A 12843-nucleotide genomic window follows, 5' to 3' on the forward strand; every position below is an offset into this window, starting at 1 on the left:
TGCTGAGTCTCGGCGGCATTGTCGTCGCCCGCTCGGTAAGGGTCGGCGGCGACAAGATGGACGAGGCCATTATCGGCTACATCCGCCGTAACCATAACCTCCTGGTCGGCGAAAGCAGCGCCGAACGCATCAAGGAAGAAATAGGCTCCGCCTGTCCCCCGGAAGAAGGGGAAGGCAGGACCATGGAAATCAAGGGCCGCGACCTGATGAACGGCGTACCCAAGGAACTGATTATCAGCGAGCGTCAGATCGCCGAAAGTCTGGCCGAGCCGGTAGGCGCCATCGTTGAGGCGGTCAAGGTTGCCCTTGAACACACCGCGCCCGAACTGGCCGCCGATATCGTTGACAAAGGCATTGTGCTTACCGGCGGCGGCGCCCTGCTCAGCAACATCGACTATGTGCTGAGGCACGCCACCGGATTGCCGGTCTCTATCGCTGACGACCCCCTGTCATGCGTCGTGCTCGGCACCGGACGCGCCCTGGAAGAAATGAAGAAGTTAAAGCATGTTCTGACAAGCATGTATTAACTTTTATTGGTAACTTTAATTAAGAAATGACTGCTATAAATACTCTGTACAACGTCGGATTACCTGCCCGATTTATTTTCAGGAGGGCGGATTGAACGAACGGCTGCGCCCGGTCCCGCGCGTTGCGGCTCCGATCAAAAATCTGGCCCGCAGGTTTTCCTACGCCGGATTGGTCGTGTTTGCGTTCGCCCTGATGCTGCTGGGCAAAGCCGATCTGGTGCTGATGGAACGCTTCCGCGTTCAGGTGACCGATGCCGTCGCCCCCATCCTTGACGCCGCTTCACGCCCCGTCGCCACGATCACCGATATAGTCAGCCAGATTAACGAACTGGCCGACATAAGGTCTCAAAACATGCAATTGCATGAGGACAACCGGCGTCTTTTGCAATGGCAGACCGCCGCCCGTCGTCTGGAGGCGGAAAACAACGCCTTGCGCGATCTTCTCAAATTTACCCCCGATCCTCTCGCCGGCTATGTGACCGCCCGGGTTGTCGCCGACACAGGCGGCGTCTTCGCGCATAATCTGCTGATCAATGTCGGCGAACCGGGCGGAATAAAGAAAGATCAGCCGGTGATTACCGGCGAGGGGCTGGTCGGCCGCATCGCCGGCGTCGGCGGCCGTTCATCGTGGGTGTTGCTGATTACCGATCTTAACTCGCATATCCCGGTGTTGATTGAACAAACGCGCACCCGCGCCATCATGGCCGGCAACAACACGGAGCGTCCGCGACTGATCCATTTGCCGCAAGGCGTAGAAGTATCGCCCGGCCAGCGCATCATCACATCGGGTCACGGCGGCGTGTTTCCTCCGGGGCTGCCGATCGGCGTGGTCGCTTCGGTCAGCGATAACGGCATAGAAATCCAGACTTTTATGACTCGCAGCCACCTTGAATATGTCCGCATAGTCGATTTTGGAAGCGGTGTTAAAATAGAGCCGTCGCCGGCGCCCGCCGCCGAGATTCGAGTCAAGGACGCCGGAGGCGAGAAGAAGACGCCATGAGGCCTTCGTTCTGGCATCGCCTGGATGTCTGGGCGCGCCGGTTAACGCCTTTCGGACTGACATTGATCCTGGTTTTGGCCGGCGTCGTGCCGTTTTACGTTCCCGGATATGCCAGGGTGATTCCGCTGCTGCCGCTGATGGCCATCCATCACTGGACCATAAACCGGCCGGAGTTGATGCCGGCCTATGCGGTCTTCATCATCGGGATATTGCAGGATATCCTGACCGGCATACCGATCGGAATCAGCGCGGTTGTGTTTCTCGGCGTCCATGGCGTTGTGCGCTCGCAACAACGGTTTTTCGCCGGCAAGTCTTTTGCCGTCGTGTGGCTGGGTTTCGCCCTGGTGGCGGGAGGCGCGGCTCTGGCAAGCTGGATATTGATCTCGATTTACAACATGACGCCGGTTACTCCCGACGCGGCATTCTTCCAGTATCTGGTGACGCTGGGCTGTTTCCCGCCGGTTGCCTGGGTGTTCCTGCGTTGGCAGCAAACCTTTCTTAAGCAAGACTAAAATGCTGAGAGACAGTGATCGCCATAAACTTTTCAACCGACGCGCCTTCATGCTGGCGGGCGGCAAGCTGGCGCTGTTGTCGGCGTTGGTCGGGCGCATGTATTACCTGCAGGCGATAGAGTCCGAGCGCTATGCGACGCTGGCCGAGGATAACCGCATCAATCTGAGGCTGTTGCCGCCGCCGCGTGGACGCATCGTTGACCGTTACGGCGAGCCGATGGCGGTCAATCAGCGCAATTACCGCGTGGTCCTGAATGCCGAGGACGTCAAGGACGCCGAGGCGATGCTGGACGTTCTCGGCTCGATCATCAGCATCGGCCCCGGTGAGCGTCGGCGAATTATGCGCGATATCCGGCGCCAGCGCAGTTTCGTTCCGGTCACCCTGCGCGAGAACCTGAATTGGGATGAAGTGGCCAGCATCGAGGTCAACTCGCCGGACCTTCCCGGAATCACCATCGACGTCGGACAGAGCCGGCACCACCCCCATGCCGTTGATACCGCTCATATTCTGGGGTATGTGGCCGCCGTTTCCGAGAATGAAACAGGTAATGATCCGTTGCTGGAATTGCCGGGCTTTCGCATCGGTAAATCAGGCATTGAGAAAATCCATGATCTAGCGTTGCGCGGCACGGGCGGCAGTTCCCAGGTGGAAGTCAACGCGCTGGGAAGGGTGATCCGCGAGCTTTCCCGCCAGGATGGTCAGCCCGGCGCCGAGGTCAGCCTGACCATTGATCTGGGTCTGCAACAAATGGTCAGCCGGCGGCTGGGCGATGAAAGCGCGGCGGTGGTCGTCATTGACGTGCATAACGGCGACATCCTGGCCATGGCCTCGACGCCCGGCTTTGACCCCAACGCCTTCAATAAAGGCCTAAGTTCCGATCAATGGAAAGATATGGTTTCCGACGTCAGGTCGCCGCTGACCAACAAGTCGATCAGCGGCAATTATTCTCCAGGCTCCACATTCAAGATGGTGGTGGCGCTGGCGGCGCTGGATAAGGGAGTCATCACTCCCAAAAGCGAGGTTTTCTGCCGTGGCTACATCGAACTGGGAGACGCCAAGTTCCACTGCTGGAAAAAGGGCGGCCACGGCGTCGTCGATCTGGATAAGGGCATTACCGAATCCTGTGACGTTTTCTTCTACGATACGGCGCTGCGCACCGGAATCAACCGCATCTCGGCCATGGCCAAGCGTCTGGGGATGGGGCAGTTGTCGGGAATTGATTTACCCGGCGAGCAGCCGGGATTGATGCCGACTCATGACTGGAAGCGCGCCGTTATGGGCATACCCTGGCAGTCGGGCGAGACCATGATTGCCGGAATCGGCCAGGGATACATGCTGGCGACTCCCCTGCAACTGGCGGTGATGACGGCGCGTCTGGTTAACGGCGGTTTCGCGGTTGTGCCGCACCTGACCGGCAGCGTTAAAACCTCCGGCGCCGTGATTAATAACAATCCTGTTTCGCAAGTGAGCATGGATTTGTCTCCGGCGCATGTGGCGCTGATCCGCGACGGAATGGAATCTGTCGTCAACGATCCCAGAGGCACCGCCTTTAATGCGCGCATCGACAGGCCCGGCTACGAAATGGGTGGCAAGACCGGCACCGTTCAGGTCCGCCGTATTTCCAGCGCCGAACGTGAACAAGGCGTACGCAAGAATGAAGACCTGCCCTGGAAGGAAAGGGACCATGCGCTGTTCGTCGGTTATGCGCCGCTGAAAGCTCCCCGTTATGCGGTGTCCGTGGTGGTGGAACACGGCGGCGGCGGCTCGAAGGTGGCGGCGCCCATCGGCCGCGATGTCCTGATCGAAGCCCAGGTTCGCAACTCGGCCGGTCGCGGAGTGGAGCAACCGGCCGGCGAAGCCGTGGGTAGCGGGGCATAGGCAATGGAAGAACACGGCCTGCATCGAACCGAACTGACGCTTATGCAGAAACTATGGCAGATTCAGTGGATTTTTGTTCTGCTTGTCTGCGCCACCGCCGGCGTCGGCTTCGCCATGCTTTATTCCGCAGGCGGCGGGACGGCCGGAACCGGCAATATCGATCCCTGGGCTTCGCGCCAGATGATGCGCTTCGGGGTCGGCATGGTGCTGATGCTGATGGTGGCGCTGACCGACATTCGCCTGTGGCTGCGTTATGCGTATGCTTTTTATGTGCTGACGCTGCTGTTGCTGGTGGCCGTCGAGTTCAGCGGATCGGTGGGGATGGGAGCGCAACGCTGGATCGATTTCGGATTCATCAATCTGCAACCGTCAGAGTTGATGAAGATCGTCATGGTGCTGACGCTGGCCCGTTATTTTCACGGCAGCAGCATTGATGACATCAGTCGTTCTCTGTCCCTGATTCCTCCGCTTGTGCTGTTGGCCATACCCTCGGTTTTGGTGTTGCGTCAGCCGGACCTGGGTACTGCGCTGATGCTGATTATCGCCGGCGCCTCGATTTTCTTTATGGCCGGGGTGAGATTATGGAAGTTCGGACTCCTGGCGCTGACCGCCATCGGCGCGGCGCCGGTGATCTGGCACTTTCTCAGGGACTACCAGAAAAAGCGGATATTGACGTTCCTTGATCCGGAAAGCGATCCGTTGGGGTCCGGTTATCACATTATCCAATCGAAAATCGCTCTCGGTTCGGGAGGCATCTTCGGCAAGGGGTTCATGATGGGAAGCCAAAGCCACCTGAATTTCCTGCCGGAGAAACAGACTGACTTCATTTTCACCATGCTCGCCGAGGAATTCGGCCTGATCGGCGGCTTGGCCCTTCTCTGCCTGTACACCATGATTCTGGTGTACGGCTTTGCTATTTCACTGCGTTGCCGCAGCCAGTTCGGCCGCCTCGTCGGCCTTGGAGTGACTACTACCTTTTTCCTTTATGTGTTCATCAATATCGCCATGGTAATGGGCTTGATCCCGGTAGTGGGGGTGCCGCTGCCGCTGATCTCGTACGGTGGAACGGCGATGTTGTCGCTGCTTTTCGGTTTCGGACTTTTGCTTAATGTGTATGTGCACAGGGATGTTCAGATCGGACGACGCGGCGCCGGAGAAGAACTTTAAAGTTTCCCCTCTCACGAACATATCGACAAACGTCCGCGACTTTGCTAAGGCTGCGTCCCCTTCAGGGGGCGCATAGCTCAGTTGGCAGAGCAGCTGACTCTTAATCAGCGGGTCCCAGGTTCGAGTCCTGGTGCGCCCACCACCTCCCGACGGCCTCCGGCGCCGGTGGCGGAAAAGGAATTATGGGTAGAAACAAATGTTCATTTTCTCGCCGACCATAGCCCCGATCATTCTGTTGATAGCCTCAAATGTGTTCATGACCTTTGCCTGGTACGGGCACCTGAAATTCACCGACCAGTCGCTTTGGCTGGTGGTGGCGGCAAGCTGGTTCATCGCCCTCTTCGAATACGGTCTGGCGGTTCCGGCCAACCGCATCGGTTATGCCGCCTATTCGCTGGCCGAACTAAAGACCATCCAGGAAGTCATCACGCTCTCGGTTTTCGCGGCGTTCTCGGTCTTGTATCTGGGAGAACGGCTCAACATGAACCACGCCGTCGGCTTTTCCCTGATCTGCGCCGGAGCGTTCTTTGTGTTCAAGGGACCGATCCGGGCCTGAACTCCGGCGGCGCGGTAACTTCTTGTTAATGTTTCTGCGCGACAATAATTGCGGGGTGGGACTGTGGTTTAATTAACTTCTGATTACCACGGAACCATGGGCATGTTTTCTGAGTTTCTTGCGCGGGCGCGCTATGTTATTGGTCCGGTGACCGGCATTTGCGTCGTCGTCTATTTCGCCTATCACGCCATCAACGGCGATCGTGGTCTGCTTGCCATGCTTCAGCTTGACCGGCGGGTTACGGAGGCAAGGGCCGTCCTCGCCGAGAGCACGGCTCGCCGCCAGGTCTTCGAGCATCGGGTTAAACTGCTGCGCGGCGATAATATCGATCCCGACATGCTTGAGGAACGCGCCCGCATGATGCTCAACTACGGCTTTGACGAGGATATTGTCATCCTTGAGAAACCTCCCGCCGGTCCCTGCTTTCCCAAACCGAGTCTTCTTTAGGTGCTCCGGTCCCGTGAAAACGGTATAATCGCCTTTCAACAGGCTTTCCGGGTCGCTGATCATGCCGAAAGAATGTATAAAATCCCGCCGTTGCATATGGTCGGCGGTTGTTGCGCTTATGTCGGCATTGCTGATGATCGGCGGCGATCAGGCGGCAATCGCCGAAGATTCGTCTCCCAGCTTCTTCAACAGCAAAGAAACGCCTTCCGCCAATCTGGAGCCGTTCAAGAAGTGGAACGAGGCCCTGGAACGCTACTCAAAGGAAGTTGCGGAAAAGAATAAAGGGGACTGCAAGACCGCCAAGCTCAACAAGTGCCATTTCCAGGAATGGGAAGTTTTCCTTGAAAGCATTCGCGGCAAGGACCAGATGACCCAGATCAACGAGGTCAACCGCGTCATGAACAAGGCCAAGTACATAGCCGATGAGACCAACTGGGGGGAAAAGGATTATTGGGCCTCGCCCGGCGAGTTCATGGCCCGCTTCGGCGATTGCGAGGACTACGCCATTTCCAAGTATATGTCGTTAAAGGTTCTGGGCTTCAAACAGGATCAAATCCGCGTGGTGGCGGTCAAGGACCTGAACCTGAAGGTCGGTCACGCCATTCTTGTCGTTTTTCTGGATAACAAGGTCTACGTCCTCGACAATCAGATTAAACAGGTTGTCGAAGCTCAAACCATCCGGCACTATCAGCCGGTATTTTCCATCAATGACAAGAAATGGTGGCGTCATAACGCCTGAACGTCCGAGATAAAATGTCGCTGTGTGTTTTGGGGTAAAGATAAGGAAATAAATGTTAAAAAATAGTTTCAAGCTGGATTACATGAAGCTGGGAATCATCGCCTTCGCCTTATGGACGGCGTGTTTGGCGACGGTTTTTTATGTCTCGCTGGGGCCTTATTCGGCTCCCACGGCAGAGGAAATGAGGACGCCTGACCTTGTAGAGGCCCTGGCCCCAACATTCGCCTTTCAGTGCTACGCGGGAGATGAGGGCAAGGTCGGCTCCGATCCGGAGTGCGAGAACAAGATTCTCTCTGATCGGGACGCCATGATCTTCCTCATAGATAAAACGAGGATATTCATGTTCTTTTATTTCACCGTGCCGATCGCCTTATGGATTTTCTTCATGGCTTTCCCCAAGGCGTTCAATCCGATAAGGCGTCTGGCGGAGTGAGTTTATTCGGCGCAGTCGATACAGATGGGAACCGTCGGGTCCAGTTTCAGGCGTTTGGCCGCAATGATTTCCCCACAGTTGATGCAGTAGCCGAAGTCCCCTTTCTCAATGCGCCGCAGGGCCGCGTCGATGCGTCCGAGTTCAATTTCGCGCCGCCGCCCGATTTCCAGCGCCATGGCTTGCGCCTGAAGGGCGTCCATTCTGGATAGTCGTCCGACGGTTGATTGGTCCAGTTCGACGGGCTTTCGTTCATCCTCGCTGGTCAGGGCGAGGCGTTTGAGTTCGTCGCGCAGGGCTTCAAGGCGTTTTTTAAAGGCGACGGTGCTGATATTCTTGCGTTTGGTCTTGCGTTCGGTCATGGGGTTAATCCTAAAAAATCCCCCGTTTCCACAAGGAAAACGGGGGATCCGTAGTGCATCATTTTTGGGAGGGGCGTCCTAAAAATGATATAATCAGGTTCTCATGTTTGCCTTTCGCCGTATGTGATCGAAGTCACAGATCAAAAAAATCAGGATAAAATTTTATCGTCGGCAGGGGTTACGGCTTGCGAAGCGGCGGCCTCGTCAGCGGGGGCGGCTTCACCGTCGGGTGCTTTTTGGGCGGCTGCTTTGCCGTGGACAATGCCGGCGCGGGCGCGGGCGACGTTGAGCATCTTTTCAAAGGTCTCGGCGGTGCACAGGCCGAGGGAAATCGGGTTGCGCGGTTTGATCTGGGCCATGTTCCAATGGGATTTGGTGCGTATCGAGTTGATGGTAAGCTTGGTGGTGCCGATCAGTTTAGACACCTGGGCGTCGCTCACTTCGGGGTAGTTCTTCAGAACCCAGGCGATGGCGTCCGGCCTGTCCTGGCGTTTTGACACCGGGGTGTAGCGCGCTCCTTTTTTCTTGGCTTTGGGCATGGAGACGCCGGGCTTGGCCCTTACCAGCCGTTGCGCGGGGTCGGCGGCGCAGCGGTCGATCTCGGCCTGGGTCAATTCACCGTTGAGTATAGGGTTCATTCCCCGCATGCCGACGGACAATTCCTTGTCGGCGATGGTCTGCACCTCAAGAGGGTGCATGCCGCAGAAAGCGGATATTTGATCGAAGGTAAGGGTGGTATTATCGACAAGCCAAACGGCTGTCGCCTTGGGCATTAAAGGCAGCGACATCACTAATTTCCCATTCCAAAATACATGAGGCGCGACACGAGGCGCGCACTTAGCCGGAAAACTTAGAGACATTTTCATCAGCGGGCAAGCACAACGGCTGATTTGGAAATTTGATTTATCGGCATAATGCGGCAATATCGTCGGGAAAGAGGAGGATTCCTATGAATATTGACGACTTGGAGCCGATTAACAAAAAGCCGCCGTTAAAGAACCTGGACATCATGTCAATCGAGGCCCTGGGCGAGTACATTGATGAATTGAAAGCCGAGATTGCCCGTGTTCAAAGCGCCGTTATCGCCAAGGAGAAAGCAAAAAGCGCGGCCGATTCTTTTTTCAAATAAGCGGCGCGTTTCTTTGCTCCCGTTCTCCGATTTTGCAGGCAACCACTACTTACGTTTGGAAAAATTCGATTTGAAATTTTCCTTGTCCTCGGCTATTTCAAAAAATAATTCAACCTTCTTTTTCATGCGAGCCGGTTCACTGTCATCAAGGTCGGCCAGACGGACATCCCAATTTCCCGAGCAGTTGTGTTCCATCCAATCTTCAATTTCCTTGATTGATAATTCTGTTTTATAAGCTATGCCGTATTTTAAATCGCTCATTACAATAGTTCTATCCTGCTTATTACAAGAGGCTCCCATTTGGAGCGATACGCTAGCAATATTCTTAAGTATTTTTCGATTTATGTCAATCTTCCAAAAGTAGCTTGCTAATATTAAATAAACTATTATTCCGCTGTGCGGGTGAATGTGCGCTTTCTCTGGCAATCGATGTTATTGATACGCTATAATCGGCGCCGTGGTTCGCCTGACGCTTAAAAACAGGGGGGAGTATGGGTTCGAATCTGATCCTTGGCATGTTTGCGGCTCTGGCATTGATAATTGTCGTCTTGATTATTATCTCCGGCGTCAGGATGCATCGCAAGATTTCTCATAACTCGGCGCTGTTGAAAGCCCACTATCAGGCCATGGAAGCTCAAAACAAGCTCACGGGTAATAAAGAAAAAGCGGAGGTCGGTCAGCCCGTGGAAGCCAAGACGAAGAAAAAAGATACCTCCGGCGCCGGTCGTAATTTCAAGCCGACCATTTAGGCTCCAGACTCAAAATGCGTAACGGCGCTTCTTTAGCCGTGGAATGGAAATCACTGGTGGTTTCCGCCGTTTACATCACGGTGGACGCGAATTTCATTGATCGCTTGGCCGCTATCGGGGAGGGAAGCGGGGCCGCTGCGGAAAGCATGGCAAGAGAAGCCGGCTATGGGTCCTATTGGAGCTGGGTCGGCGACGTTCTAAAGCGTTTGTCAACGGCGCAGGATGATCCGTCCGCCGGGTTCCTCCATCGTTTTTTTACCTTAAGATTCACCCCCGAGGCCCGTGGCGCGTCACGGCGTCTTGAAGAACTATTGCCGAAGGGCGGGAAAACTCCCGACCCATATTTTCTCGCCCGGACGCTTTGGCAATCGGCGAACGACGGCAGTTTTTTCCCTTCGGCGCTGGAGCTTTTGCCGTTATGGATGGGGGCGGCGCCTCCCCTGACATCAGGTTCGGCGGACGGGCGAAAGATCAAGGGGCTGATCGAGCGCCTGCGCGGAGCAATGGCCGAAGAAAAAGACCAAACAGGCCCCTTGGCCGTCGTTCAGCGCTCTCTGGGGCTGCTGTTTATGGAAAGCCTGATCAGCGGGCGGACGACCGCTCTTTGCGGGTTCTTCAAGCATATCGGCGTTATCATTGATAACCTTGAGGTCATGACGGCGCTTGGGCGGCTGCTCTATTGCTCCGGGGTTTACAGGGATATCGACGAGGACGAATGGCGGAGCTTCCTGGCCCCGGACAGTTCGGGCATGGAAGAAATCGGGTTATTTCCCCCTCTGTTGCATCTGACGCTCGGTTCGCCGCCGGAATGGAATGAAAAACTGTATAATGATTGGCTGTTGCCGGGTATCCGCTATGCCCTCGACGGCGGCGACTTCTGCAAGGCGCAGGCTTTGTCAAAGATAACGGCGCGTTGCGCTCTTTCCCCTCATACCGAGGAGCACGAAAAAAGCATTCTTTACGATTACTTTCCCGCCCTGGAAAAGGCGGCGGCGTCCTTCGGCGCCGTCAGCGGCAACCTCCCTTTGGCCGATTTGCAGAATGGCGATGAGCATAACATCGCCTTCGTTTCGACCGCGCGCCTGGACTGGGGAGCGCCCATGCAAATCGCGCTGCTTATGATCAACGGGCTTATCAGGCATTTTCCGGGAAAGTTCCGGTTTTACCTCTACAGCCCGTACGGATGCCCGGAAGAAAGCCTGGTTGATTATTTCAGCAAGCAAGGCGTGACCGTCCGCTGGATAGATGACGGCGATTGTAAAAAACTGCCGGGCATTGATCCTTTTGTCTCGAAAGCCGTGCATCTGAGGCTGGAGTTTGCGGCGCGGCAAATCGGGATCGCCTTGTTTTTCCGTGGCGACGTTATTCTTGAATCCCTGTTCAGTCATATCCGCGTGGCGCCGATACAGATTTTCTGGGCAATGGGATACGACTGGCCGCAGTTCGGCAATATGGACGCCCTGCTTTCATGCATCCCCGACGCCTCATTCATCAAGCAACGGGAAGGCCGCTCCTGGCATTGGTACAGGCTGATTTTCGCCCCCCTCAACGCCGCCGACGAGAAAGATGTAAAAGCGATGCGTAAAGAGGTCGTAGGCGACCACTTCGCCTTCGGGACATTGTGCCAGTCTTTCAAAATAGACGACGAAGAATTCATTTCGGCCCTGGCGGAAATCCTTAACCGGGCACCGCAATCCGTTTACATCTGGACCGGGACATACAAGCCCCACGGCGTGGTAAGGATGATGAAGGAATATGGAATTCTTGATCGGTGCATCTTCATCGGCTGGGCCAATCCGAGAGTCTGCCACGGGATAATTGACGTCTTTCTCGACACCTTTCCCGTCGGCAACGGGCTTTCCGCCGGCGAAGCGATGTCAATCGGCAAGCCTATCGTCTCAATGGAAAAGATTCACAATCTCAAGCAATACATTTTCGAACCGGCCAGAAAAGGATGGTTCGGCGAAGAGCAAAAAAGGAAGTTCGACGAAATCACCGGAGACGGCGGCTATTTTTCATTTACCGACAGGAATGACTATATAGAAACGGCGGTCAGACTGGCGTCGGACAAGGATTTCCGCCGAAAAGCCGGTGAAGTTTCCTCGGCGCTGGCGTTTGCCTTCCTGTTTGACGCGGAGGCGTCGGCAACTGTTTTCGTCAACGCCATCGATGATATCGTTAAACGAAAAAGATCGTCGTCGGCGCTGTAAAAAAGAACCGCTCTAAACGCTGACCACGCCGCTTTCGTCGGCTTTCATCTCGAAAGCGGCGGCCATCAAAGCCCGCGTGTAGGGTTCTTTCGGGTCGGAAAAAATATCGTCAGCCGGACCTTGCTCGACGACCTTCCCCCGGCGCATGACCAGTATTATGCTTGCGACAAAGAGCGCTGATATTGAGAAAGAAATGGAGCACATTTCAGATGGTTCCGTAGTTCAATATTAGCATTATTGAGCTTAAAAAATTTGATGATATCATTTTTTACCACCAGACAATCTTGATCAGAGATACCGAAGGCCGTCGCGAAGACACGTTTGGCGTTACTGGTTCCCCCTGGCGCAATGAGTTCCATATTTTGGCGGTGAAATGCAAAGCCCAGGAACACAATGGTTTCCGCACGCAACACCTTATTGCGAATTTCAGATATAGCTTCTTGATCTTCTATTTGTTCGGTAAATGTTTTGATTTGATCGACGATAGACAGAATGTCAGCTACGCCACCGAACAGGACGCTTATGCTATTCCCCGATTGCCATGGAAGACGGCCAACACGTCCGTATGGGTGGAGAATAGGGATGCCATTGACCAATCTCTGCGCCTCACTTTCGCTGAAGACGTAGTAGTTGATTAAGGCTTGTAGTAAATAGTGCTCTATACATCTGTCGTAATTAAAAGTTATAAACGAAATATTTTCGAAGGCATGTTCAACTTCATTTTTTGAAACGCCTTCTATTAAAAGTTTAAAGAAATTAGAGTACCATGTGTCTTCTAATACTTTGAATTTAATTTTTTCTGCATCTGGGAGTCCTATATAAAGGGGGCTTCCTTTTTCTTTCTCTAGGATTGAACTTATAATTCCGAGCTTGCCGCATAACGCGATATTCTTGTCGTCGCGGTGGGCATCGATAAAGTTGTCAATGGAATCGGCTTGTGGCATCGCGTCCCGGATCATCCAGGCGATATTAAGAAGTGGATTAATGTCTCTTACATACTTTTTAAGGGCACTCGTTATTTCATGATCACCGGATATTTGCGCATAGTGAGCTGGTCCTGAAAAATCGGACAGGGTGTTAAGGTGTATTCCACCGGATAAAGGAGGAATACAAAATGACGACGAGACGACGGTTTA

Annotated in this window: 15 protein-coding genes, 1 tRNA gene and 1 pseudogene (1 of these 17 cut by a window edge); 13 read left to right on the forward strand and 4 right to left on the reverse strand. The window is 54.5% G+C overall.

Annotated features, from left to right (window positions below; translation table 11 throughout):
* The 10 genes and pseudogenes from A3H92_09895 to A3H92_09940 form a co-directional block, all read left to right on the forward strand.
* Nucleotides 1-527, forward strand: a pseudogene (locus A3H92_09895) (rod shape-determining protein) (it extends 505 nt beyond the left edge of the window).
* A 103-nt stretch (nt 528-630) separates the two neighbouring features.
* A complete protein-coding gene (locus A3H92_09900; GenBank protein ID OHC73647.1) occupies nt 631-1527 on the forward strand; it encodes a rod shape-determining protein MreC in 897 nt (298 codons plus the stop codon).
* Nucleotides 1524-2039, forward strand: coding sequence for a rod shape-determining protein MreD (locus A3H92_09905; protein OHC73634.1), 516 nt, complete (start codon nt 1524-1526; stop codon nt 2037-2039). The genes A3H92_09900 and A3H92_09905 overlap by 4 nt, the downstream gene beginning before the upstream one ends.
* A gap of 1 nt (nt 2040) precedes the next feature.
* The gene (locus A3H92_09910; protein OHC73635.1) at nt 2041-3918 is read left to right on the forward strand and encodes a penicillin-binding protein 2; all 1878 of its coding nucleotides are present in this window, start codon (nt 2041-2043) and stop codon (nt 3916-3918) included.
* A 3-nt stretch (nt 3919-3921) separates the two neighbouring features.
* On the forward strand, nt 3922-5085 hold the full coding sequence (locus tag A3H92_09915; GenBank protein ID OHC73636.1) for a rod shape-determining protein RodA: 1164 nt from the start codon (nt 3922-3924) through the stop codon (nt 5083-5085).
* A gap of 66 nt (nt 5086-5151) precedes the next feature.
* Nucleotides 5152-5227 (forward strand) — tRNA-Lys (locus tag A3H92_09920).
* A gap of 54 nt (nt 5228-5281) precedes the next feature.
* Nucleotides 5282-5641 carry a hypothetical protein gene (locus A3H92_09925; GenBank protein OHC73637.1) on the forward strand — a complete coding sequence of 120 codons (360 nt, stop codon included), beginning with the start codon at nt 5282-5284 and terminating at the stop codon, nt 5639-5641.
* A 147-nt stretch (nt 5642-5788) separates the two neighbouring features.
* Nucleotides 5789-6088 (forward strand): hypothetical protein, encoded by a 300-nt coding sequence (locus A3H92_09930; protein OHC73648.1) that lies wholly within the window; start codon nt 5789-5791, stop codon nt 6086-6088.
* A 61-nt stretch (nt 6089-6149) separates the two neighbouring features.
* Nucleotides 6150-6827: a hypothetical protein gene (locus tag A3H92_09935; protein OHC73638.1), complete on the forward strand. Its 678-nt coding sequence runs from the start codon at nt 6150-6152 to the stop codon at nt 6825-6827.
* A gap of 52 nt (nt 6828-6879) precedes the next feature.
* Entirely contained in the window at nt 6880-7260 is a 381-nt protein-coding gene (locus tag A3H92_09940; protein ID OHC73639.1) for a hypothetical protein, read from the forward strand.
* Between the two features lie 2 nt (nt 7261-7262).
* Here the strand turns inward: A3H92_09940 and A3H92_09945 are convergent, their stop codons facing one another.
* Nucleotides 7263-7619, reverse strand: coding sequence for a molecular chaperone DnaK (locus tag A3H92_09945; protein ID OHC73640.1), 357 nt, complete (start codon nt 7617-7619; stop codon nt 7263-7265).
* Nucleotides 7620-7768: 149 nt separating this feature from the next.
* The gene (locus A3H92_09950) at nt 7769-8407 is read right to left on the reverse strand and encodes a cytoplasmic protein (GenBank protein OHC73641.1); all 639 of its coding nucleotides are present in this window, start codon (nt 8405-8407) and stop codon (nt 7769-7771) included.
* A 161-nt stretch (nt 8408-8568) separates the two neighbouring features.
* Between A3H92_09950 and A3H92_09955 the strand changes: the two genes are divergently transcribed.
* A complete protein-coding gene (locus A3H92_09955; GenBank protein OHC73642.1) occupies nt 8569-8748 on the forward strand; it encodes a DUF1192 domain-containing protein in 180 nt (59 codons plus the stop codon).
* Nucleotides 8749-8793: 45 nt separating this feature from the next.
* On the opposite strand, the gene A3H92_09960 is transcribed toward A3H92_09955, so the two are convergent.
* On the reverse strand, nt 8794-9009 hold the full coding sequence (locus A3H92_09960; GenBank protein OHC73643.1) for a hypothetical protein: 216 nt from the start codon (nt 9007-9009) through the stop codon (nt 8794-8796).
* A 230-nt stretch (nt 9010-9239) separates the two neighbouring features.
* Between A3H92_09960 and A3H92_09965 the strand changes: the two genes are divergently transcribed.
* Both A3H92_09965 and A3H92_09970 read left to right on the forward strand, forming a co-directional pair.
* On the forward strand, nt 9240-9497 hold the full coding sequence (locus A3H92_09965; GenBank protein ID OHC73644.1) for a hypothetical protein: 258 nt from the start codon (nt 9240-9242) through the stop codon (nt 9495-9497).
* A 14-nt stretch (nt 9498-9511) separates the two neighbouring features.
* Nucleotides 9512-11707 (forward strand): hypothetical protein, encoded by a 2196-nt coding sequence (locus A3H92_09970; GenBank protein ID OHC73645.1) that lies wholly within the window; start codon nt 9512-9514, stop codon nt 11705-11707.
* Between the two features lie 155 nt (nt 11708-11862).
* Here the strand turns inward: A3H92_09970 and A3H92_09975 are convergent, their stop codons facing one another.
* Entirely contained in the window at nt 11863-12666 is an 804-nt protein-coding gene (locus tag A3H92_09975) for a hypothetical protein (protein OHC73646.1), read from the reverse strand.
* Nucleotides 12667-12843: the final 177 nt, after the last annotated feature.

Source organism: Rhodospirillales bacterium RIFCSPLOWO2_02_FULL_58_16, assembly GCA_001830425.1.
GTDB lineage: Bacteria > Pseudomonadota > Alphaproteobacteria > Rhodospirillales > 2-02-FULL-58-16 > 2-02-FULL-58-16.

Coding starts and splice junctions, on each gene's coding strand:
- A3H92_09940 (OHC73639.1), top strand. CDS start 6,880: ATGTTAAAAAATAGTTTCAAGCTGGATTACATGAAGCTGGGAATCATC.
- A3H92_09965 (OHC73644.1), top strand. CDS start 9,240: ATGGGTTCGAATCTGATCCTTGGCATGTTTGCGGCTCTGGCATTGATA.
- A3H92_09910 (OHC73635.1), top strand. CDS start 2,041: ATGCTGAGAGACAGTGATCGCCATAAACTTTTCAACCGACGCGCCTTC.
- A3H92_09960 (OHC73643.1), bottom strand. CDS start 9,009: ATGAGCGATTTAAAATACGGCATAGCTTATAAAACAGAATTATCAATC.
- A3H92_09950 (OHC73641.1), bottom strand. CDS start 8,407: ATGTCGCTGCCTTTAATGCCCAAGGCGACAGCCGTTTGGCTTGTCGAT.
- A3H92_09905 (OHC73634.1), top strand. CDS start 1,524: ATGAGGCCTTCGTTCTGGCATCGCCTGGATGTCTGGGCGCGCCGGTTA.
- A3H92_09975 (OHC73646.1), bottom strand. CDS start 12,666: ATGATCCGGGACGCGATGCCACAAGCCGATTCCATTGACAACTTTATC.
- A3H92_09955 (OHC73642.1), top strand. CDS start 8,569: ATGAATATTGACGACTTGGAGCCGATTAACAAAAAGCCGCCGTTAAAG.
- A3H92_09945 (OHC73640.1), bottom strand. CDS start 7,619: ATGACCGAACGCAAGACCAAACGCAAGAATATCAGCACCGTCGCCTTT.
- A3H92_09935 (OHC73638.1), top strand. CDS start 6,150: ATGCCGAAAGAATGTATAAAATCCCGCCGTTGCATATGGTCGGCGGTT.
- A3H92_09915 (OHC73636.1), top strand. CDS start 3,922: ATGGAAGAACACGGCCTGCATCGAACCGAACTGACGCTTATGCAGAAA.
- A3H92_09970 (OHC73645.1), top strand. CDS start 9,512: ATGCGTAACGGCGCTTCTTTAGCCGTGGAATGGAAATCACTGGTGGTT.
- A3H92_09925 (OHC73637.1), top strand. CDS start 5,282: ATGTTCATTTTCTCGCCGACCATAGCCCCGATCATTCTGTTGATAGCC.